This window comes from Nocardia sp. NBC_01499 (genome assembly GCF_045040275.1).
Classification (GTDB): domain Bacteria; phylum Actinomycetota; class Actinomycetes; order Mycobacteriales; family Mycobacteriaceae; genus Nocardia.
In genome coordinates, this window is sequence record NZ_CP109426.1 from 1770652 (window position 1) to 1792454 (window position 21803).

Sequence of the window (21803 nt, forward strand, 5' to 3'; positions counted from 1 at the left end):
ACGCATTTAGATTCGGAGCGTTAGAACGGGCGGATTGCCGACGAGTTGGATTTGTTTCACATCCAACGCCGTTGGTGGGCCACGATTTTGGTAGCTACATCGTCGCGAACTGGGCGTTATGGGCGCATTGCCTCGGCGAAACGCCAGGAAGATAGGTGACGCGACAAGAAAACGACTGCGTACCCCACGCCATCCGGCGAATTACGCGCTACATCACAATATAGCTACAGATGCCACAGAAAATACCGAGTGTTCGGTCCGTAATCGGCCCGGTCAGGAAACGGTTTGTCCGATCTCTACCGTTTGACCGGTCGTGGCGCGGGACCGTCGGCGCCGGATCACGGCGGCAAGCATGGCGCCGACGGTCAGCCCGACAAAGACGATCTCCGGCGCCGGACCGACTCGGGTCGCGAGTGTGTTGCTGGTGCGCAGCGGCAGATCCGCGATCAACGCGGCCGGAACAAACTGCGGAGTCTCTTGTAGCACAGTGCCATCGGCGGCGATGATCGCGCTCACCCCGGAGGTTGCCGCGACAACGAGCGCGCGGCCGTGCTCGACGGCCCGCACTCGCGACATGGCCAGCTGCTGGTAGGTCATCTCGCTGTCGCCGAAGGTCGCGTTGTTGGTCGGCACGGTGAGCAGCTGGGCGCCCGCGCGCATCGCGTCCTCGAAGGCGCGGTCGAAGGCGACCTCATAGCAGGTGGCGACGCCGATACCGACACCATCCGCGTGCACCACACCGTTGCCGTGGCCTGGCACGAAATACCCGGCGCGGTCGGCGTATTCGGAGAACAACCGGAAGAACGAGCGCATCGGCAGGTATTCGCCGAACGGCTGGATGATCTTCTTGTCGTGCCGCTCCCCCGGGCCCGCCGCGCCGTTCCACACGATCACCGAGTTCGTCGTGGTGCGATCGCTGTTCACCAGCACCGCGCCGACCAGGATCGGCGCGCCGACCTGCTCGGACGCCTCGGTGATCAGCGCCGCCGCGTCGGCGTTGCGCAATGGGTCGATATCGGACGAATTCTCCGGCCAGATCACCACATCCGGCTTCTTCGCCTGGCCCGCCTCGATCGCGCGGGCCAGTTCCTTGGTGCGGCGGACGTGGTTGTCCAGCACGGCGCGGCGTTGGGCGTTGAAGTCGAGGCCCAGGCGCGGGACGCTGCCTTGGATCGCGGCGACGGTGATGGTGCGGTCGCCTTGATCCGGGGCGGGCAGGGTGGTGCTCAGGATCAGTCCGGCGATCGGCATGATGATCAAAGTCACTGCAGCGGTGACCAATGCGATGCGCGAGGTGGGGGCGCGATGCTGCGGCGTGATCTTCGAGGTGTGATCCGCATCCTCGGAGGCGCGATCCATGACCTCGACCCCACGGCCCGGTGCGACAGCATCCTCGGTCGACGCGTCGTCACTATTCGATTCCTGGCCAACATCATCCGAACCGGGCGCCGACTGACTCACACGTCTCGATCGCACCGCCAGAATCAGCGCCGCCGCGCCGGTTCCGGTGAGCGCCACCGCGAAACTGACCAGCGGCGCGCCGCCGATCGACGCCAGCGACAGGAACCACCCGTCGGCCTGTCCGAATGCCAAACGGCCCCACGGAAATCCGCCGAACGGAAAACTGGACCGCGCCCACTCCGCGGTCGACCACGCCAAAGCCACCCACAGCGGCCAGCCTGGCAACGTCCCGACGAGTCGCGCCACCAACCCGAATAACCCGATGTACACCGCGCACACCGTCGACAGCGCCAGCCACGGCAGCGGCCCGACGTAGATACCGGTCCACGGCAACAGCGGAACGAAGAACGCGAGTCCGGCCAGGAACCCGTACCCGAATCCACCGCGCAACCGCCGACTCCCGCGCACGGTCAGCGCGAGCACCGTAATGCCAAGCGGCGCAAGGAACCACCACGGCCGCGGCGGGAAACTGCCGAACAGCAGCAGCCCGGCCACGATCGCCGCCACCGATCGCCACAGCACCGGATACCTGGTCAGTGCCGCCGACAGTCGTTCACGCACCACGAGTGGTCGCCTTCCCATGCGATACAGCCGCGCCGAGCGCAGCGATTCCCCGATGTTGCGATGTCGTGTCGAGCCACCGGCACGCACGCCGAGCGCGGCGAGTTCGATGGCCGCGCGGCTCGACTCGACTTGCCATCGAGCTGGCATCGAGGTGCGCAGTAGTCCGCGCGTGCCTCATCGGAACGCCGCCCGTGACAGCCGATGTAGCGCTGCGGGATTCGGCCGCGTCGTCGCGACGAGGTACATCCCCTGGCCGCGCGCTCGACTCGACAAGCCTGCCTAGGCCCTGTGTCGAAGTCCGGACGGATGCATCCGGGGGCTGGATCGTCGCCTGGCAAGGCGGAGGAGTTGCCGATACCGGGTTTGTATCGGCGACGACGACAACGCGGCCAGGCGGCGATCCAGCCCCCGGAGGCGCCGGATGGGACTTCGACACAGGGCCTAGCGATCTGCGCCGCCATGGAGCGTGTTCGGCCGCGTGTTCACGCCGCATAGATAGTTGCTCCGCGGTGCACGGTGCGCAGGCAGTTGGGCAGCGGTGAATCCGGTGCCAGCGGCGGCAATCCGGGGACGCGGGATCTCGGGTCGGTTGACCAGCGTTGGACGGTGTCGGCGGCCGCGGCGACAACGAGTTGGTCGGCGTCCCACACCGCGTAGGAGGCGGGAGCGCCCGGGACCAGGGTGCCCGCGATGCCGTCGCGGACACCGCCCGCGCGCCAGGCTCCCCTGGTGGCGGCGGCGAAAGCCGCACGCGGGGAAAGGGAATGGCCGGGGGTGCGGTGGTTGGCCGCGGCGCGGACGGCGGACCAGGGGTCGAGCGGGGTGACCGGGGCGTCGGAGCCGATGGCCAAGGCGATGCCCGCGGCAGCCATTGCGGCGAAGGGATTCAGCGCGGCGGCGCGTTCGGCGCCGAGGCGGGCGGCGTACATGCCGTCGGGGCCGCCCCATGCCGCGTCGAATCCTGGTTGCACGCTGGCGATTACCCCCCACGAGGCGAGCTTGGCGATCTGCTCGGCGTCGAGAAGTTCGGCGTGTTCGACGCGGTGGCCGAGGGCGGCGACGGCCGGGCCGCCGAATTCGCTGACGACACGGTCGAATCCGGTGACGATCGCGTCCATGGCGGCGTCGCCGATCACATGGAAGCCCGCCTGGATTCCGGCCTCGGTGCAGGCGCGGACGTGGGCGGTGATGGTGTCGGCGTCCTGGTAGGCGCGGCCGGTGCCGGGGTCGTCGGTGTAGGGGTCGCGCAGCCAGGCGGTGTGCGAGCCGAAGGAGCCGTCGACGAACAGGTCGCCGCCGAGGGCGTGCACGCCGAGTTCGGCGACCACTGCGCGGGCTTCGTCCGCGCTGCTGACTGCTTCGCCCCAGTACGCGCGCACCTCGACGCCGTGCTGGAAGGCGAGCAGTTCACGAATGTCGGTGCGGCCGGAGATTTCTGGGCCCGCGCATTCGTGCACCGCCACGATGCCGTGCGCGGCCGCGTGGTCGAGGGCGGCGGTTCGTGCTCGATCTCGTTGTGCCTGATCGAGTTCCGCGAGCACGGCGGTCCGCACCAGGTGGTGGGCGGTCGCGCGGACGGGTTCGCCGCGGGTGAAGCCGTCGGTGGTGGTGACCTGAGGGAGGGCGTCGAGTAGGGCCGAGGACACCACGGCCGAATGCGCGTCGATCCTGGACAGATACACGTGCCGGGCGCCTGCGGCCTTGTCGATTTCCTCGATCGTCGGCGGGCGTCCCTCCGGCCAGGTGGTCTCGTCCCAGCCGTCGCCGAGGATCGCGCCCTCGGGGCGGGCCGCGGCGAAATCGCTCAGCAGCGTCAGGCAGTGTTCGAGCGAGCGGGCCACGGATAGGTCGAGCCCGGTCAGCTTCAGTCCCAGCGCGGTGACGTGCACGTGCGGGTCGACGAAGGCCGGTGCCACGAACGCGCCGTCCAGGTCGATGATCTCGGCGTCCGGGTGCAGTGCGCGGCCCGGCTGCTCGGCGCCGAGCCACACCACGGTGCCGTCGGTGACCGCCATGGCTGTCGCGTCGGGCGAACTGGAACTGTAGAAGCGACCGCCGATCAGCAACTGGGTACTCACGACTCCACCTCGCTAGCGCTCGGCTCCGTCGCGCGCACGGTTCGTTGGCTCACGACTCGACCTCGCTCGGCTCGGTCGTGCGCACGCACGCTGTGCTGATGGTTCGCTCGCAACGCTCACTCACGAGGCACCAGTCTGCCGTATGCCCGATTCGGGCGTTCAGGTCAGCCGTTCAGAACGCGGTGCGGTGCCGTGTCTTCGGGGCAGGCAAGTACCGTCATCACCTCGGCGAATTGTGACGGCCCTAGGTGCGAGCCGGACCGACAACCTGCTTCGACGGCGATCAGCTCCAGCCGCAGCGCCGCCGCGGTGAACCCAGAAATCGACTGTCCGGCAGCTGCCGCGGCCTTCTTGACTGCTGCGGCTAGCTCCTCGCTCACCGTGATGGTGAGTTGCTCGGTGGCCATCGCGCCACCATAGCTCCGATTCGCGCGGAACCCTAGCGCGCCCGCGTGCCTTTACTACTCGTTGGTAATAGCGAAACTATGGCTTGGTAATCGCGCGGCGGGCGTTGCCTTGCCCGTCGTCGTACCACTGCTGCACGACGACGCCGTCGACCACCTCGTCACCGTCGATCACCACACCGCGATACGGGACCGCGGCGGCCAGCTTGCCGAACCGGCGCGCGGCGAACGCGGTGACCAGCGGACGCACCAGCATCCTGGTCGGCGGCAACAGCAGGAGCAACCCGAACAGCGAGGTGACCAGACCGGGCACGAACATCAGGAATCCGCCGGCGGCGACCAGCGCGCCGTCGGCGACCGCGGTGCCTGGCGCGATCTCGCCGCGTCCGGCGCGGCGGAACTGCTCGAACACGCGCCGACCCTGCGAACCGATCAGCAGCATGCCCGCGGCGGATCCGGCGATCAGCAGCAAGATGGCGGGAATCACACCGAGCCACTGGCCGACGGCGACCAGTGCGATGATCTCGGTGATCACGTAGAGGACGAATACTAGGGCGGGCATGGCGATCCTTTCGGACGATCTACTGGGTGCAACGTCCGGCGGCGCCGATTTTCTCCCGAATCCGCCTGAGAGCCCGCTGAGATCCGCTCAGGCGACCGGCTCGCGGTAGGCGTTCATCTGGACAAGCAGCTTCTCCAGTGCGTCCGGACCGAACATCAAGGCCTGATTCTCGGCGGATCCGGCGGCGAGTTCGGCGCTGCGTGGGAAGAGTTCTTGTTCGTAGGCGGCCAGTGCCTGCTCGATATCAGGGTAGTCGACGAGGGCCGTAGCCAGTTCGGCACCGTCGAGCATGGCGAGGTTCGCGCCCTCACCGGCGAAGGGGGACATCAGATGGGCGGCGTCACCGAGTAGCGTGATGCCGGGGACCCGGTCCCAGCAGTGGCCGACGGGCAGCCTGTAGATCGGGCGGGGCACGAGCGGGCCGTCGGCGTCGGCGACGAGCGCACGGAGTCGGTCGTCCCAACCTTGGAAGTGTTGCAGTACAGCAGCTTTCGCCTCGGCGGTGTCGGTGAAGTCGATGCCGCTCAGCCAGTCCGCTGCCGCGAAGGCGGCGTAGGTGTGCACCGAGCCGTCGGTTTCGCGGTGCGTGAGCAGGCCTTTGCGGTCGGCGAGAGCGAACATCATTCCGCCGCCGACCAATTCGGCGGTGGCGGGCTGTCGAGTTGCCGCGTCGGGTAGGTCGCATTCGACGAAGGAGACACCGGAGTAGTCGGGGGTGGCCGAGGACAACAGCGGCCTGATCTTGGACCAGGCTCCGTCGGCGCCGATGAGTAAGTCGGTAGTGCAGGTGGTGCCGTCGGCGAGGGTCACCTCGTGCCTGCCGTCGCCGAGCGCATGCGCGCCGGTCACTTTGGCGCCCCAGCGAATTGTTGTGTCGGGCAGTGAGTTCAGTAGTATTCGGCGCAGGTCGTTGCGGTCGATTTCGGGCCGTTCGCCGTCCCCGCCAGCGTCTTCCATGCGGACGGTGCCGTGCTTGTCGATGATGCGCATTTGCTCACCGCCCGCGTGCACGAGCGCGCGGAACTCCTCGAACAAGCCCGCCGCGCGCAAGGCGGCCTGACCCGATTCCACGTGGAGGTCGAGCATGCCGCCCTGGTTGCGCGCGGTCGGCGAGGCGTCGAGTTCGTATATGGCCGTTGATATTCCGTGCACGTGCAGGACACGGGCGAGCACGAGGCCGCTGAGCCCCGCGCCGATTATGGCGATGGGATGGTGTTCTGACATGGCATTCCCCTAACGGGTCGTTTCGGTGGGGCGCGGTGTGTGCAATGCGCCGTTGATGAGTAGGTGGAAACCCCAGTCGAGGCGGTCGGAGCCGGGCCCGGACAGTAGGTCCTCGCCCAATGTGGCGATTCTGGGGTGGGTTTCGGGCGAGGCGTTCCGGATGGCCGAGGCAAGCGCGTCCATTTCCTGCTCGGCCTCGGTATTGCGGTCTCGCGCAGCCTGTTCGGCGCCGGTCGCGGTGGCGAACTGCAGCAGGATGTCGCACAGCCAGGCCGCGCGCCCGTCGAGCACACCCCCCTCGTTCAGCAGCGCGAGAATTACTTCCAGGAGATTCAAGTAGCGCGGGCCGGACGGGCGAGCGACCAGCGCGGACTGCGCGAGGCCTGGATTGTCGAGCAGCACCGTCGTATACGACGTGAGCACCCGCACGAGCCGGTCCTGCCAGTTACCCGCGGCAGTGGCCGGTGCGAGGTCGACCGCGCCGAGCATGTCATCGAGGACCGCCGCGTGCAGTTCGGCGGTATTGCGGACGTACACATACAACGAGGCGGGCCCGGTATCCAACGCGGCAGCAAGCCGTCGCATAGTGACCCGCTCCAAACCCTCGGCCCGCATCAGTTCGACGGCTGTCGCGATGATGCCGGGCCGGGTCAGCGCAGGTTTCGCCGGGCGCTCTCGGCGGCTTCGCGGTCCAGGTGTCTCTCTCGGCATGCCCTCATCGTAACGAACATGTTCGTTACGAACAAGTTCGCTAGATTGAATCGCAGAGAATCACCTGCTCAGGGCATTGCTATTCATAGATCGACAAACGAAGAAGACCGCACCAATGCTGGTGCATCCTGTTGCGGGACTGCCGACTACATCTCGGTGAGGCGGGACGGATGCGGTCAGCCGCCGGGGCGGACCAGTCCGGTCTCATAGGCCAGCACGACGGCCTGAACCCGGTCGCGCAGACCGAGTTTCGTGAGTACGCGGCCGACGTGGGTCTTCACCGTGGCCTCGGAAAGGTAGAGCTGCTCGGCGATTTCGGCGTTCGAGCGACCTGCGGCGATCTGCTCAAGCACCTCGCGTTCGCGGGCGGTGAGTACGTCGAGGACGCCGGGGTCGCGCATGCGCGCCGGATCCTCGGCGATGAGCCGATCCAGCAGCCGCTTGGTCACCTTCGGCGACACCACCGCGTCACCCGCGGCGACACTGCGGATGGCCGAGATCAGGTCCTCCGGCGGAGTGTCCTTCAACAGGAACCCGCTCGCCCCGGCACGCAACGCGCCGAGTGCGTGTTCATCGAGGTCGAAGGTCGTCATCACGAGTACCCGGCAACCATGCCCGGCCTCGACGATCCGCGCCGTCGCGGTAACCCCATCCACCACGGGCATCCGCACATCCATCAACACCACATCGGGCCGCAACTCCGCCGCCCGGCTGACCGCGCCCGCCCCATTGGCCGCCTCCCCGATCACCTCGATGTCCGGGTGCGCACCGAGCACCATCTTCAGCCCCATACGCATGAGTTCCTGGTCATCCACAACGAGAACGGTGATCGGCACGCCCCTAATCTAACGTGCCAACCCCCACACCCCACCCGCCGCGCACCCCCTCACCCGCCGCACATGAATCCGCTGGCAATTCGGCACGCAACGAGCGAACACGCGCGCGGCAAGCAGGCACGCACGCGGCAGACAAGTCCGAACCGCCGCCGAGCACGCCGATGGCCCGGCGCCGCGCCCCCTTCCGCACGCCGCACACCCGCTCACCCGACGCACATGAATCAGCTGACAATCTCATGCGCAACAAGCGAACATTCGCGCGGCAGGCAAGCATTCGCGCGGCAGGCAAATCCGAACGCACCGCCAAACACGCCGAGGGCCGGACGCTGCGCTTCGCACGCCGCGCCCCCTTCCGCACGCCGCGCACGAATCCGCTGGCAATCGCGACGAGCGAATGACTGCGCGGCGACTACTCCGGGAAGCCGGGCTCGAGGGGGATGGTCGCTTGGACGCGCCAGGCGCCGTCGGGGGAACGGCCGGTTTCCAGGGTGCCGCCGAGGACGGCGATGCGTTCGCGCATGCCGACCAGGCCCATGCCGCCGCCCTTGATGCGGATCGCGGGTTCGTCGAGGGGGACGCCGCCGGTGTCGGAGATGTCGATGGTGACGTCGGTGTCGCGGCGGCGCACCTGGACCCAGGCCTTCGGGTGCGGACCGGCGTGCCGCAAGGTGTTGGTGAGTGATTCTTGCACGATGCGGTGCACACCGAGGCTGACCTCGGGGGCGATGTCATCGAGTTCGCCGGTCAGCTCGAGTTCGACGGCAAGCCCGGTGCCGCGCATCATCTCGACCACCTTCGCCAGGCCCGCGGTGCCGTGCTGCGGCAACTGGTCGGGGGCGTGTTCGGTGCGTAGCAGCGCGACGGTCCTGCGGAGTTCGCGCAGCGCCTCGCGCCCGGTGCCCGCGATCGTGCCGAGTGCCTGTTCGGCGGCGTCGGGGTCGCGGCGCAGCGCGTATCGCGCGCCGTCGGCCTGCACGATGATCACGCTCACCGCGTGCGCGACCACGTCGTGCAGTTCGCGTGCGATGCGGGTGCGTTCGGACGAAACCGCGTCGTGGGCGCGGCGTTCCTTGTCGTAGTCGGCGACCGCGAGCCGCGCCGCGACCTCGGTGTCGTAAGCGTGTCGTGCCCCGATGAATTCCGCGAGCGTCCAGCACAACGCGAAGAACATCGCGGTGAAGATGAGATCGCTGGCCTTGACGATATCCGCCGACACCGACAGACCGCTGTCGGCGACCAGTCCGATCGCGAACCACAGCCCGTCGCGCCGCCCGACGTAGGCGACCAACGTGTACAGCATGATGCCGAGGCTGAACAGCGTGATGTGCTCGACCTTCTCGTCGCCGACCACATACTGCACCGCCGTCGCGGTGAACGAGAGCAGCAGCGAAACCACCGCCATCGCCCGCGGATACACCCGCCGGAACACCACGGGCAGCGGCAAGAACAACCCGATCGCGAGCCCAGCGACCTTGTTCTCCGCATTGGTGGCGCCGAGGACCTCGAGCACCAACAGGACAAGCGCCAGCATCGAATCCGCAACGATGGGCTTCCCGCGAAGCCACAGACTGAACCGACGCACCACGTCAGCCTAAAGCGACCCGCATCCGGCCAACGACAACGCCACAGCTCCCAGGCGAGACACTGGACCGCTAACTGGTCCTGGACACCTGATCTGCTTGGCTACCGGCGTGCAGATCGGTGATTGGGCGGTGTTATTGACGGCGGCGACGGCCGCGGGCTGGGTGGACGCGGTAGTCGGCGGTGGCGGCTTGATCATCCTGCCCACCCTGTTCCTGGTAGCGCCGACCATCGCACCGCAGACCGCGCTCGGCACCAACAAGCTGGCCGCGGTCGCTGGCACCGGCGCCTCGGTGGCGACCTTCGCCAGGAAGGTCCCGATACGCTGGCGGGTGCTGCTGCCCGCGGCGGCGATCGCGGCGGTCACGGCCGGAATCGGCGCTGCCGCAGTATCTTTGATCGATCGCGAGCTGTTCATCCCGATCGTGATGGTTGTCCTCGTCGCCGTCGCGGTGTTCGTCACGCTGCGCCCGTCGATCGGCGTCACCCTGGCCACGCACCCGCCGACGCGCCGCAAGTTCATCCTCACCGTCGCGCTGGCCGCGGGCCTGATCGGCCTCTACGACGGCCTGCTCGGTCCCGGCACCGGCACCTTCCTCATCATCACCTTCGCCACCCTGCTCGGCACCGAGTTCGTCCGCGCGGCCGCGATGGCGAAGGTGATCAACTGCGGTTCCAACGTCGGCGCGCTGATCTTCTTCGGCAGCACCGGTCACATCATCTGGGCGCTCGGCGCCGCGATGGCGGTCGGCAATGTGGCGGGCGCGATCGTCGGCTCGCACATGGCGTTGCGCAACGGCGCGAAGTTCGTCCGCGTCGTGCTGCTCGTGGTGGTGATCGGCATGGTGATTCGGTTGGGCTGGCAGCAGTTCGGCTGATCAGCCCCGGGTTTCGACCTGCGAGGCGAGCCACGGCTTCAGTACCCGCGAGGTCGTCTCGTGGATGCGCCGGTGCAGTCGCTCCCCGTCCTCCGCGCCGTTGAGCGGCTGCTGGAACAGCACGGTGAGCGCACCGGACACGGCACCGACGACCGCACCGACCAACGCCGCGGCGCCGACCTCGTCCAGTTCGTTCGGAAACGCGATATGCAGCTGACGGGCGATCTCACGCTGCGCGACCAGCTGTGCGTGCGCGGCCCGCCCGCTCACCGACGGCACGGTGCGCGACACCTGCGCGCGCAACGCGGCGATCCGCGCGTTCAGATCGTCGACCAGATGCTCGCCGGGATTGTCCCCGGCCGCGCGCAACGCCCGTAGCAACACCTCGACCGGCCGCTCCCCCGGCCGCCGACTGCCGATCGCGGCCACCGCGGCCCGCACCCGCTCGTCCGTCTCCGGAAAGAGCAGTTCTTCCTTGCTGGCGAAGTAGTTGAAGAAGGTGCGGGTCCCGACATCGGCCACCGCGGCGATGTCGGCCACCGTCGTTTCTTCATAGCCTCTCGTCTCGAAAAGCTCTACGGCTGCCTGGAGCAGGGCTCGGCGGGTACGTTCGCGTTTGCGGTCACGAAGGGCGGATGGCGGCACGGCGGGCACAGTACGGCATTTCGCGAGGCAGACGCGGTAGGCGACGGTTTCGCGCGTGCCGTTCCCACCGGCCATCCCCTGTCTTTCACGCTGTGCCACTGCGCATTTCACGCTTGTTTGCATGCGCTGCAAACTCGCACGGCGTGTAATCAGGGCGGGCGCAAGTGCTCTCGGATGGATCGGAGCGCTTACCAGTCGCGGACGCGCGAGGCCGCACCGACTAGGTTGGACCGGGTGAGCATCGCGACTTCCAAGGATGTGGACGCCGAGTTCCTCGACCTCCCACTGGCCGCGCTCGCCGAAGCCGCGTTGACCGCGGCGAAGGCGGCGGGCGCCGAACATGCCGACCTGCGGGTACATCGGCTGGTCACCCAGTCGATCCGGCTGCGCGACGGGCGGGTCGAGTCGATCAGCGACAACGCCGAGCTCGGCTTCGCCGTCCGTGTGATCGTCGACGGCACGTGGGGTTTCGCCTCGCATGCCGCGCTGACGCCGGAGACCGCGGTGGAGGTGGCCCGCAGCGCGGTGACGGTGGCGACGACATTGCGCGCACTCAACCGCGAACGGGTCGAACTCGCCGACGAGCCGATCTACGACAACGTGCACTGGGTCTCGGCCTACGACCTCGACCCGTTCACGGTGTCGACCACCGACAAGGTCGCACTGCTGCAGGACTATTCGGGCCGCCTGTCCGGCTCCGACGGCGTCGACCATGTCACCGCGTCGGTACTGCAGGTGAAGGAGCAGACCTTCTACGCCGACACCGCCGGTTCGTCCATCACCCAGCAGCGGGTCCGGCTGCACCCGCAGTTCGAGGCGACCATGGTCGATTCCTCGGCCGGTGTGTTCGAAACCATGCGCACGCTGGCCCCGCCGGTCGGTCGCGGCTGGGAGTACGTCACCGGCGCGGACGGAACCTGGGACTGGCAAGGCGAATTCGCGCGCATCCCCGAGTGGCTCGCCGAGAAGGTCAAGGCGCCCACCGTCACCCCGGGCCCGACCGATCTCGTGATCGATCCGACCAACCTGTGGCTGACCATCCACGAATCCATCGGCCACGCCACCGAATACGACCGCGCCATCGGCTACGAATCCGCCTACGCGGGCACCTCGTTCGCCACCCCCGACAAGCTCGGCACCCTGCAGTACGGCACGCCGGTCATGCACGTCACCGGCGACCGCACCCAGGAGCACGGCCTGGCCAGTGTCGGCTACGACGACGAGGGCGTCGCCGGGCAACGCTGGGACCTGGTGCGCGACGGCGTGCTGGTCGGTTACCAGCTGGACCGCGTCTTCGCGCCGCGCCTCGGCCTCGACCGCTCCAACGGCTGCTCCTACGCGGACTCACCGCACCACGTGCCGATCCAGCGGATGGCGAACGTCTCGCTGCAACCCGACCCCGAGCGCGACACCAGCACCGAGGAACTCATCGCCCGGGTCGACAACGGCATCTACATCGTCGGCGACAAGTCGTGGTCGATCGACATGCAGCGCTACAACTTTCAGTTCACCGGCCAGCGGTTCTTCCGGATCCGCGACGGCAAGCTCGACGGCCAGCTGCGCGACGTCGCCTACCAGGCCACCACCACCGACTTCTGGGGTGCGATGGAAGCGGTCGGCGGACCGTCCACCTGGCAGCTCGGCGGCGCGTTCAACTGCGGCAAGGCGCAACCGGGTCAGGTCGCGGCGGTCAGTCACGGGTGCCCGTCGGTTCTGGTGCGCGGCATCAACATTCTCAACACTCGGACGGAGGCGGGCCAATGACCGCACAGACCGTTATCGCCGCGGGCGAGGTTGTCGAGCGGGCGCTCGCGCTGTCCCGTGCCGATGAGGCGATGGTGATCGTCACCGACGCGCACGACGCGTCGCTGCGGTGGGCCGGAAACTCGATGACCACCAATGGATCGTCGGTGTCGCGCGATTGGGCCGTCGTTTCGATCTTCCGCGACGGACCGCATGCGGCGCGCGTCGGCACCATCGGCTCCACCAGCGTCGACCCCGACGAGATCGAAGCGGTAGTACGCAAGAGCGAGGAAGCCGCGCGCACCGCCGAACCCGCCAGGGACGCGATGCCGCTGCTGGAATCGGTTGCGCCCGCCGACGATTGGGCCGCCGCGCCCGGCAGCACCGGCATCGAGGTGTTCACCGATCTCGCCCGTGACCTGTCCAAGGGCTTCGACGGTAGCGACCGCCTCTACGGTTTCGCCCATCACACCGTGCACACCACCTGGCTCGGCACCTCGACCGGGCTGCGCCGCCGTTTCGTGCAGCCGACCGGTTCGGTGGAGATCAACGGAAAGCGTGGCGAGGGAGCCGATCTCGCCAGCGCCTGGGTCGGCGTCGGCACCGCCGATTTCACCGACGTGGATGTCCCAGGCATGCTCACCGAGTTGTCCCGGCGGCTGGACTGGGCCAAGCGCAAGGTCGACCTGCCGGCGGGCCGCTACGAAACCCTCATGCCCCCTTCGACTGTCGCCGATCTCATGATCTACATGAACTGGGAGATGGAAGGTCGTGGCGCGCACGAGGGCCACACCGCGTTCTCCCGGGCAGGCGGCACTCGAATCGGCGAGCGGCTCACCGACATTCCGCTGACGCTCTACTCCGACCCGACTGCCATCGGGCTCGAGTATCGCCCGTTCGTCGCGACATCCTCGTCCTCCCAGGCGATGTCGGTATTCGACAACGGCCTGTCCGCCGAACGGGTCGACTGGGTGCGCGAAGGCGTCATCGAATCGCTGGTCTACCCGCGCGCCACCGCCGCCGAATTCGATACCGCCGCTACGGTTCCCGGCGGCAACCTGCTACTCACCGGCGGCTCCGACGCAACGCTCGACGAGATGATCGCCCGCACCGAACGCGGACTGCTGCTCACCACGCTGTGGTACATCCGCGAAGTCGACCCGGCCAGCCTGCTCCTGACCGGACTGACACGCGACGGCGTCTATCTCATCGAGAATGGCGAAGTCACCGCCGCGGTCAACAACTTTCGCTTCAACGAGAGTCCCCTCGACCTGCTCCGCCGCGTCACCGAAGCGGGCGCCACCGAGATCACCCTGCCCCGCGAGTGGAAAGACTGGTTCACCCGAACCGCCATGCCGCCCTTGCGAATCCCCGACTTCCACATGTCCTCGGTCAGCCAGGCAACCTGATCCGCACTCTCTCGGGATCCACACCAGGCGCTAAAGACGGTGCGGCTCCCGAGAGAGTGCGCGGATTCAGGCGAGGGTGACCTCGACGGCGACGGTGCCCTTCTTGCCGCGGCGGAGGTTGCTGCCGAGAATGGTGATCGGGCCCATCAGCCAATACTTGCGCATGAGCAGCTTGCGCACGCGATCGGTGCCATCCTGGTCGAGGATGCGTCCGGTGCCCGCGACGACCTCGCCGCGCGGCTTGCCCGTCACGTTGCACGGCTGCACGGTGACGTCGGGGTTGCGGCGCAGGCGCTTCACCTTCCAGCTGTCGGTGACCGTCCAGACGTAGAGCTTGTCGGCGTCGGCGACCGCCCACACCGGTGTCCCGACGGGTGTGCCGTCCTTCCGGAACGTGGTCAGCAGAACGTAATCGGCCTTGCCGACGGCCCCCAGCGTGTTCGTCATAAAGGCAGCGTATCGGGATGCCACCTAATCAGACATTCGGTACTCGCCCGATTCCAGCCGTTCCAGCAGGCCGTCGGTCCAGCCGGCGAGGTTGCCGAAGACGCTGCTCCACAGTTCCAGCAGGTCCGGCGTGTGCGGGGTCTCGTAGCGGCCGGGGAAGTTCGGGATCATCGCGAGCAGGCTGGTGCGGGTCTCCTCGCTGCGGCGCCGCTGTTCGCGCAGCTTCTCGATGACGTGCGCGCGGGGCAGCGCGTCCATGAACGCGATGGCCGCGCCGAGTTCCTCCATGTCGATGCTGACCAGTGCCTCGTCCATCAACTTCCGGAACTCGACCTCGCCCTCCTCGGTCAGCTCGAACATCGTGCGGCCCGGCCCTTCACTGCTGCCCTCGGTGCCGCGTGCGCTCAGCTTCCCTTCTTGCGTCAGCTGTTTCAGCGCGTGATAGATCGAGCCAGGCTTGACGTTCGTCCACGTTTCGGCACGCCAGGACAGTAATTCGCGGCGAACGGCATAGCCATAGGTTGGCTGACGCAAGCGCATCACCCCAAGCACCAACAGGCGCACAGCCGACATGGACGAACCTCCTTCAGATAGGAAATCACCATAGTAGTCAAACTTGACTTCTTGACCGAGACTGCCCTAATCTCAGCTAGTCAAAATTGATTACCGCAGGTATGGAGGCCTTATGGGCGACGTGTCAGTGCCGATGATGTGGGGTGGCGACCTGCCCGAGACGCTCGACTTCTACAAAACACTCGGCTATGAGGTAACCCACGAGCAGACCCGGCCTTACACCTACGGCGTAGTGGCTCGCAACGGCTACTCCGTGCACTTCGGCCCAACTCCGAAGGACAAGGGCACCGCGGAAGAATGCCACGTGGCATGCATAGTGTTCGTCGACGAAGTAGCCGAACTACACAAACTCTTCACCACCGCATTGCGCGAACGCTTCGGCCGCGTACCCGCCCGCGGCCTGCCACGCATCACCAGATTCCGCCCGGGCCAGTCCAGATTCACGGTGGTCGACCCGGTCGGCAACAACATCATCTACATCATGCGCGGCGAACCCGACCCCGAATACGGCGGATCCCGCGAACTCCAAGGCCTCCAAAGAACTTTGGACAACGCCCGAATCCTGCGCTTCTCCAAACTCGACGACAAGGCAGCCCGCAGAGCCCTCGAGTCCGGCCTACGCCGCTTCGCCACAACCGCGACACCGCTGGACAAAGCCCACGCGATGGCCGAACTGATCGAACTAGCAGTGGCAGCGGACGATCCACAACGCGTGACCGAACTGCGTGCCGAGATCGCCGCACTCGACCTGCCCGAGGAGGACCGCGCGGCCATCGCTAAGCACCTCCAGGTCGCAACCGACTTGGAGCACTGGTTGTCCGAACGCGACTGACCCACAATGCTTTCCATCGGAGCGGTGGCCACCACCCCCGCTCCGATCCCGTTTGGTAATCAACGTTCACACGTCCGCGCCGGGCACAACCCTCACCGAAACAGCCGCACCCACTCGCGGCTCCGCAACAGGTCGGGAGCCAAGAGTGGGTGCAGATCTCCAGTAGACAGTGCAGAGCAGTCAGCGGGCGCGGTATCAACGCGGCCCGCCGAGATCGAGGGACACGACGAACTGTGTTGCGTCCGTCAGCCTTTCCACTGCGCACAGAGCACCTCGGCGGCGAAGTGCGTTTCGGAGCGGGCCGCGCGGAGTCGCCACGGTTGCAGGTACCAATGCAGTCCGGCGACACCGCGGCCACGCCGAACAGCGTTGCAATCCTTCGCCTTTCGCGTCATGACGGAACCAGCACGTCACGGCCGTACTCCGTGAAGGTAACGGCGATGACCATCCGAGTGGGCGGCCCGAATTGCACGGCACCCGGATCACCGCCTCGGGCCCGACCACGGCGACACGTTCGGAGCTGGCCATTCGGATCCGTCGACAGGTGCACATACCCATGCGGCGCGACCGGGTGCCTCTATGAACGGCGTTGCATACCTTCACCTTTCGTGGCGCCCGGCCAGCGCGTCAAGACGGCCCTACGTGATGGCGACGGCAAGCGGAGCGGCCGGTCAGGGTTGCATTGCGCCCAGGTCAGCCCGGCGGGGCCAGCCTTGGTGACGGCGAGCAGATGCGTTCACAGCGGTGGTGTGGGTTTCACCGCGCCCCGATCAGCAGTTCGGACCCGGCCCCGCAATCGCGACAGTGCGTTCGGAGTGAGCCCCACGGAGCATCGACGGGTGCAGACATCGACGCGCGGCCCGATGACGCCACGGACACGACGAACAGTGTTGCAACCGTTCACCTTTCACTGCACCCAGGTCAGCCCGGCGGGGCCAGCCTTGGCGACGGCGAGCAGATGCGTTCACAGCGGTGGTGTGGGTTTCACCGCGCCCCGACCAGCAGTTCGGACCCGGCCCCGCGACAGTGCGTTCGGAGTGAGCCCCACGGAGCATCGACGGGTGCAGACATCGACGCGCGGCCCGATGACGCCACGGCCACGACGAACAGTGTTGCAACCGTTCACCTTTCACTGCACCCAGGTCAGCCCGGCGGGGCCCGGTCCGTGGTGGCGACATGGCGATCAGGTGAGTGGTGTGGGTTTCAGCGAAGCTGGGTGAGTACGTCGGGGCCGTTGTCGGTGATGGCGATGGTGTGTTCGGAGTGGGCGGTGCGGGAGCCGTCGGCGGAGCGGATGGTCCAGCCGTCGGGGTCGGTGATGATGCGGTCGGTGGTGCGGGCGAACCAGGGCTCGATGGCGATGGTGAGGCCGGGGCGCAGGCGGTAACCACGGCCGGGGCGGCCGACGTTGGAGATGTGTGGGTCCTCGTGCATGGTGCGGCCGAGTCCGTGACCGCCGAATTCGTTGTTCACCGGGTAGCCGTAGTCATGGGCGACGGCCGAGATCGCGGCCGAGATGTCGCCGATGTGGTTGCCAGGCAAAGCGACTGCGATCGCGGCGGCGAGTGCGTCCTCGGTCGCGCGGACGAGGCGCAGGTCTTCTTCCTCCGCAGTGCCGACCACGATGGTGGTTGCCGAATCGGCCACCCAGCCGTCGATGCCGACGGCGAGGTCCATGGTCAGTACGTCACCGTCGCGTAGTGCGTAGTCGAACGGAAGTCCATGCAGGACAGCGTCGTTGACCGATAGGCAGACGGTGTTGCGGAACGGGCCGCGACCGAAGGACGGGGAGTAGTCCCAGTAGCAGGATTCCGCGCCGCGACGCTTGATCCGTTCGCGCACATGGGCTTCCAGCTCCAACAGGTTCACCCCGACGCGGGCAAGCTCGCGCAACTCCCCCAGCACCTCGGCCACGAACTGGCCCGTGACCCGCATCCGCTCGATCTCGCCCGGCGACTTCAACTCCACCATGAGTACTCCCTAGTTAGGTATTTTAATACCACCGTAGCCCACTCGGTATTTTAATACCAATCCCGTCCATCCAAAGCGATGCGTTCCGCACGACCACAAGCCCTCACGACTGAAACAAGATCACATATTTTGATGCGCATATCTACGTAAGTACATGTTTAAATGCCGGTGACCAGGCCTGATCATCGAAACCAAATACCCACCCGAGCCGCCAGACAGGCGGTACGACCCGAACCGACGCGTCGATGCATCCCAGCCCACCCGCTCCAACGTCGCCACTTGCGGTATTTAAATACCACCAATACCCTGACCACATGGTCCGTCTCCCGTTGACCCCGGCTCAAATCGACGCAGGCCGCCGCCTCGGCACCGCCCTGCGCGCCGCCCGAGCCGACCGCGACCTCACTGAAGTCGCCCGCTCAGCAGGCATTTCCCCGGAAACCCTCCGCAAAATCGAAACCGGCCGCCTCCCCTCCCCTGCCTTCGGCACCGTAGTAGCCCTGAGCCTCACCCTCGACCTCCCCCTCCAGGACCTCGCCGACACCTGGCGCGCAGCAGGCCTCGCCGAATCCGCCTAACCACCTGACCCGAACCGGCCGCAGGGCATCCCCCCGCCCCGCCAGCGCTGACCCCCACCACCCGACCAAGATCATGGGGAACTGGTGGCGGCAAAGTTCGAGAAGCCCCCGCCACCAGTTCCCCATGATCTTGAAACCAGCCCCCATCAGCAGGATCCGCACCCCAACACGGGATCTGCACCCTCTCTAGGCGCCCACAACCCCATTGCGGATCCCAAGTAAGGGTGCAGATCCTCGACACCGACGCTCTGGTCCGGGCCCAGCCCCGGGTCCGGACGCAACCTCGGGCTCAAACCCGGGTTCGGACTCAACCTCGACGCCGAGGCCCTCGTCCGGCCCGGCCTCGGTTCTGATCCGGGCTCGAGGCGGAGCCTCAAGTAGCGCTGCTGATCGACGCCTGATTCACCCCAACGAAGCTCGCACGCCGGACCCACAGGGCGTGCATACCTCTCACAAAGGCTCAACCCCCTGTGACAGGCATGCCCGCTCTGTGAGACCCCCTCCATACCGCCACACGACGACCACCTCTTGTCGAAAGCGTTTGTGACGCAACCACAGCCAGATGACCACGCTGGAACACCCACCCCGCGCGCCTGACTGATAACTACAGCCGGGTACCGCGGGTCTGTCCAGATAACGGTGTAACTCGGGTTGATTGAACTATTTTCGTCCGGCGGTGAGTCGGCCTTCGAAGGTGATATCGAAGGCGTTGAGCGCGGCTTTCCATCGGGTGATCCATCGTTTCTGGCCGTCTCCGGTGGGGTCGAGGGCCATGACCGCGAGGTAGACGCATTTGAGGGCGGCTTGCTCGTTGGGGAAGTGGCCGCGGGCGCGGACCGCGCGGCGGATACGAGCGTTGACCGACTCGATCGCGTTCGTGGAACAGATAACGCGCCGGATCTCGGTGTCGAAGGCCAGGAACGGAGTGAACTCGGCCCACGAGGTTTCCCAAAGCCGCACGATAGCAGGATATTTCGTGCCCCAGGCCTCGGCGAACTCGTAGAACCGTTCCAACGCCGCGGCTTCGGTCGCGGCGGTGTAGACCGGTTTCAAGGCTTTGGCGATCACGGCCCAGTCCTGGCGCCCGGCGTAGGAGAACGACGCGCGCAGCAGGTGCACGATGCAGGTCTGAACGACCGCGGCCGGCCAGGTCTGCCCGATCGCTTCGGGTAGTCCTTTGAGCCCGTCGCAGACGAGCATGCAGACGTCATCGACACCACGGTTTTTCAGCTCGGTCAGGATCTGCAACCAGAACTTCGCGCCTTCACCGCCGTCACCGGCCCAGAGCCCGAGGATCTCGCGGCCGCCCTCGACCGTGACGGCCAACGCGAGGTAGATCGGCCGGTTGGCGACCTTCCCGTCGCGGATCTTGACATGGATCGCGTCCAGGAAGATCACCGGATAAACCCGGTCCAGGGGCCGGTTCTGCCATTCGGTCATGCCGTCGATGACCTTGTCGGTGATGGTCGAGATCGTCTGCTTGGACACCTCGGCGCCGTAGACCTCGCGCAGATGCGCCGAGATCTCGCCATGAGTCAGGCCCTTGGCCGAGAGCGACAACACCATGTTCTCCACCCCGTTCAATCGACGCTGGCGTTTACGCACGATCTGCGGTTCGAAGCTGGCGTCGCGGTCACGCGGGACATCGATCTCGACCGGACCGACATCGGTCACTATCGTCTTCGATCGGGTTCCGTTGCGGGAGTTAGCCGTTCCACGACCCGCCGGGTCACCGTGGTCATAGCCGAGGTGATCGGTGATCTCCCCGTCCAGAGCGGACTCGACCACCATCTTGGTCAGCTGCCCCAGCAGCCCGTCTTCGCCGGTCAACTGCAGCCCGCTCGCGCGGGCCTGGGCCACGAGCTGGCCTACCAACTCGGCATCCACCACCGACGACTTCGCCTTCCTGGGTCTGGCCACCGAGTCAGTATCGACCACATCGACGGCCATCACATCAGAGTTCATGTGCCACTCCTTGTTTCGGAGTTACACCGTTGTTCTTACAGTCCCGGTACCGCAGGCGACGCGCCCAGCACTGCTCGGTAAACACCTGGGACGGTCCACCTTGACGGATGTCTCTTGGTATACCCGCCCAGGATCGAGTGCTGAGAGAAGTCCAAGGGTGTACTCCCCCAAGGTTTCCGGCCGTCCGTGGGATGCCCGAGTAGTGCTGAGCGCGTCAGGTGGGGTACCCGACCTTCTCTGCCGCGGCCCGGGTGTGGAAGGTGGCAGTTGGGGAGGGGAGGACTGGCTGTGGTGCTGTTTTCGAGCGTTTTCCAAGTAGGGCGGTCTCAGGTAGTGGGATCTTCATACCCAACGGGACATGGTGGCGGGGAAGTGCGAGTGGGGCCGCCCTCATGTCCCGGACGGGGTGGTGTTGGTCGTCGAACGGGACATGGTGGCGGGAAAGTGCGAGTGAGACCGCCCTCATGTCCCACACGGAGTGAGGTTGACCGTCCAACGGGACATGGTGGCGCGAAAGTGCGAGTACGGCCGCCCTTATGTCCCGTTGGGCGTGCATCTTGTGCCGTTGACATGAATCCGCTATGTCCCTGGGTTCAGGTGTTGGGTTATGGCGAGGGCGGTGGAGGCGTTTGCGCCGCGGAACAGCTTGTGCAGCTTGATGACTAGTGTGCCGATGATTCCGTACTTGCGGGAGACCAGGTCGCGTACTCGTTGGGTGTCGTTGGCATCGAGGACCGTGGCGGTACCTGTCAGCACCTCGTCACCCTTCGGGCGCCCGCGTGCATCGGATACCTGCAGCGTCACGTCCGGGTTGCGGCGGATCCGCTTGACCTTCCACGTCGTCGGATTGGTCCACACCACGATTCGGTCCCCGTCCGGCGCCACCCACACCGGCGTACCCACCGGTGTGCCGTCCTTCTTGTAGGTCGTCAACAGCACGAATCTGCTCGCGCCCAGCTCATTCCATGTCATAGCGAAAACGGTAGGTCGCCGCGTGCGGTCGGACATCCGTCCGCGGACACAAATCCGGGCTACGCGCCGGGACGTACCCGCGGTAGCGGACGAGCGACCGTCGTGACGGCTCAGTCGGCCGCCCTGCGGATTACGAAATGTGCGCCACTGGCTCACGATGTGCTCCAACCGCTCTCGCCGGGACGACAGATGCGGTTCCTGCAAACCCGTAACCCACCGACGCCGGATCAGCGGGGAACTGGCGGCGGCCTCTCGCACGATGTCGGCATCGCACCCACACTGGTCCGGCCAGCATCCAGGCGGCGCCGACAGGTAAGGGCGGGGCTGATACGCACACCGCGCTGCGGCTCAACCTCGCTGCCTGCGAGC

21 protein-coding genes are annotated in these 21803 nt (G+C 66.7%); 6 read left to right on the forward strand and 15 right to left on the reverse strand.

The annotated features are described in order from the left end of the window. Window positions 1-273: 273 nt before the first annotated feature. From lnt to OG203_RS08025, 7 genes are all read right to left on the reverse strand, one after another. Entirely contained in the window at window positions 274-2043 is a 1770-nt protein-coding gene (lnt, locus tag OG203_RS07995; RefSeq protein ID WP_405167793.1) for an apolipoprotein N-acyltransferase, read from the reverse strand. Between the two features lie 464 nt (window positions 2044-2507). Further along, window positions 2508-4103: an amidohydrolase gene (locus OG203_RS08000; protein ID WP_405165035.1), complete on the reverse strand. Its 1596-nt coding sequence runs from the start codon at window positions 4101-4103 to the stop codon at window positions 2508-2510. Window positions 4104-4267: 164 nt separating this feature from the next. Further along, window positions 4268-4510 carry a hypothetical protein gene (locus tag OG203_RS08005; RefSeq protein WP_405165036.1) on the reverse strand — a complete coding sequence of 81 codons (243 nt, stop codon included), beginning with the start codon at window positions 4508-4510 and terminating at the stop codon, window positions 4268-4270. A gap of 76 nt (window positions 4511-4586) precedes the next feature. After that, window positions 4587-5069 (reverse strand): FxsA family protein, encoded by a 483-nt coding sequence (locus OG203_RS08010; RefSeq protein WP_405165037.1) that lies wholly within the window; start codon window positions 5067-5069, stop codon window positions 4587-4589. 87 nt (window positions 5070-5156) lie between these two features. Continuing rightward, window positions 5157-6293 carry an FAD-dependent oxidoreductase gene (locus OG203_RS08015; RefSeq protein WP_405165038.1) on the reverse strand — a complete coding sequence of 379 codons (1137 nt, stop codon included), beginning with the start codon at window positions 6291-6293 and terminating at the stop codon, window positions 5157-5159. A gap of 9 nt (window positions 6294-6302) precedes the next feature. Then, entirely contained in the window at window positions 6303-7004 is a 702-nt protein-coding gene (locus tag OG203_RS08020) for a TetR/AcrR family transcriptional regulator (RefSeq protein ID WP_405165039.1), read from the reverse strand. 176 nt (window positions 7005-7180) lie between these two features. Then, a complete protein-coding gene (locus tag OG203_RS08025) occupies window positions 7181-7840 on the reverse strand; it encodes a response regulator (protein ID WP_405165040.1) in 660 nt (219 codons plus the stop codon). A gap of 14 nt (window positions 7841-7854) precedes the next feature. Between OG203_RS08025 and OG203_RS08030 the strand changes: the two genes are divergently transcribed. Beyond that, window positions 7855-8238 (forward strand): hypothetical protein, encoded by a 384-nt coding sequence (locus tag OG203_RS08030; protein ID WP_405165041.1) that lies wholly within the window; start codon window positions 7855-7857, stop codon window positions 8236-8238. A gap of 11 nt (window positions 8239-8249) precedes the next feature. Here the strand turns inward: OG203_RS08030 and OG203_RS08035 are convergent, their stop codons facing one another. Then, entirely contained in the window at window positions 8250-9422 is a 1173-nt protein-coding gene (locus tag OG203_RS08035; RefSeq protein WP_405165042.1) for a sensor histidine kinase, read from the reverse strand. A 109-nt stretch (window positions 9423-9531) separates the two neighbouring features. Here OG203_RS08035 and OG203_RS08040 point away from each other — a divergent pair, with 109 nt between their 5' ends. Next, a complete protein-coding gene (locus OG203_RS08040; protein ID WP_405165043.1) occupies window positions 9532-10299 on the forward strand; it encodes a sulfite exporter TauE/SafE family protein in 768 nt (255 codons plus the stop codon). Here OG203_RS08040 and OG203_RS08045 read toward each other — a convergent pair whose 3' ends face one another. Further along, entirely contained in the window at window positions 10300-11019 is a 720-nt protein-coding gene (locus OG203_RS08045) for a TetR/AcrR family transcriptional regulator (RefSeq protein ID WP_405165044.1), read from the reverse strand. A 159-nt stretch (window positions 11020-11178) separates the two neighbouring features. Between OG203_RS08045 and OG203_RS08050 the strand changes: the two genes are divergently transcribed. Together OG203_RS08050 and OG203_RS08055 are read left to right on the forward strand one after the other, a co-directional pair. Next, entirely contained in the window at window positions 11179-12708 is a 1530-nt protein-coding gene (locus OG203_RS08050; protein ID WP_405165045.1) for a TldD/PmbA family protein, read from the forward strand. Then, window positions 12705-14096 (forward strand): metallopeptidase TldD-related protein, encoded by a 1392-nt coding sequence (locus OG203_RS08055; RefSeq protein ID WP_405165046.1) that lies wholly within the window; start codon window positions 12705-12707, stop codon window positions 14094-14096. The genes OG203_RS08050 and OG203_RS08055 overlap by 4 nt, the downstream gene beginning before the upstream one ends. Before the next feature lie 66 nt (window positions 14097-14162). Here the strand turns inward: OG203_RS08055 and OG203_RS08060 are convergent, their stop codons facing one another. Together OG203_RS08060 and OG203_RS08065 are read right to left on the reverse strand one after the other, a co-directional pair. Beyond that, window positions 14163-14543, reverse strand: a complete 381-nt coding sequence (locus OG203_RS08060; RefSeq protein ID WP_405165047.1) for a PPOX class F420-dependent oxidoreductase — start codon at window positions 14541-14543, stop codon at window positions 14163-14165. A 24-nt stretch (window positions 14544-14567) separates the two neighbouring features. Continuing rightward, window positions 14568-15116: a PadR family transcriptional regulator gene (locus tag OG203_RS08065; RefSeq protein ID WP_405165048.1), complete on the reverse strand. Its 549-nt coding sequence runs from the start codon at window positions 15114-15116 to the stop codon at window positions 14568-14570. Window positions 15117-15228: 112 nt separating this feature from the next. Here OG203_RS08065 and OG203_RS08070 point away from each other — a divergent pair, with 112 nt between their 5' ends. Continuing rightward, complete coding sequence (locus OG203_RS08070) at window positions 15229-15948, forward strand: glyoxalase (protein WP_405165049.1); 720 nt, start codon at window positions 15229-15231, stop codon at window positions 15946-15948. 245 nt (window positions 15949-16193) lie between these two features. Here OG203_RS08070 and OG203_RS08075 read toward each other — a convergent pair whose 3' ends face one another. Together OG203_RS08075 and map are read right to left on the reverse strand one after the other, a co-directional pair. Next, a complete protein-coding gene (locus OG203_RS08075) occupies window positions 16194-16343 on the reverse strand; it encodes a hypothetical protein (protein ID WP_405165050.1) in 150 nt (49 codons plus the stop codon). A gap of 808 nt (window positions 16344-17151) precedes the next feature. Beyond that, the gene (map, locus tag OG203_RS08080) at window positions 17152-17919 is read right to left on the reverse strand and encodes a type I methionyl aminopeptidase (protein WP_405165051.1); all 768 of its coding nucleotides are present in this window, start codon (window positions 17917-17919) and stop codon (window positions 17152-17154) included. 314 nt (window positions 17920-18233) lie between these two features. On the opposite strand from map, the gene OG203_RS08085 reads away from it, so the two are divergent. Further along, entirely contained in the window at window positions 18234-18497 is a 264-nt protein-coding gene (locus OG203_RS08085) for a helix-turn-helix transcriptional regulator (RefSeq protein ID WP_405165052.1), read from the forward strand. 660 nt (window positions 18498-19157) lie between these two features. On the opposite strand, the gene OG203_RS08090 is transcribed toward OG203_RS08085, so the two are convergent. Together OG203_RS08090 and OG203_RS08095 are read right to left on the reverse strand one after the other, a co-directional pair. Then, window positions 19158-20447, reverse strand: coding sequence for an IS256 family transposase (locus OG203_RS08090; RefSeq protein WP_405167794.1), 1290 nt, complete (start codon window positions 20445-20447; stop codon window positions 19158-19160). Between the two features lie 594 nt (window positions 20448-21041). After that, the gene (locus OG203_RS08095; protein ID WP_405165053.1) at window positions 21042-21434 is read right to left on the reverse strand and encodes a PPOX class F420-dependent oxidoreductase; all 393 of its coding nucleotides are present in this window, start codon (window positions 21432-21434) and stop codon (window positions 21042-21044) included. Between the last annotated feature and the right edge of the window lie 369 nt (window positions 21435-21803).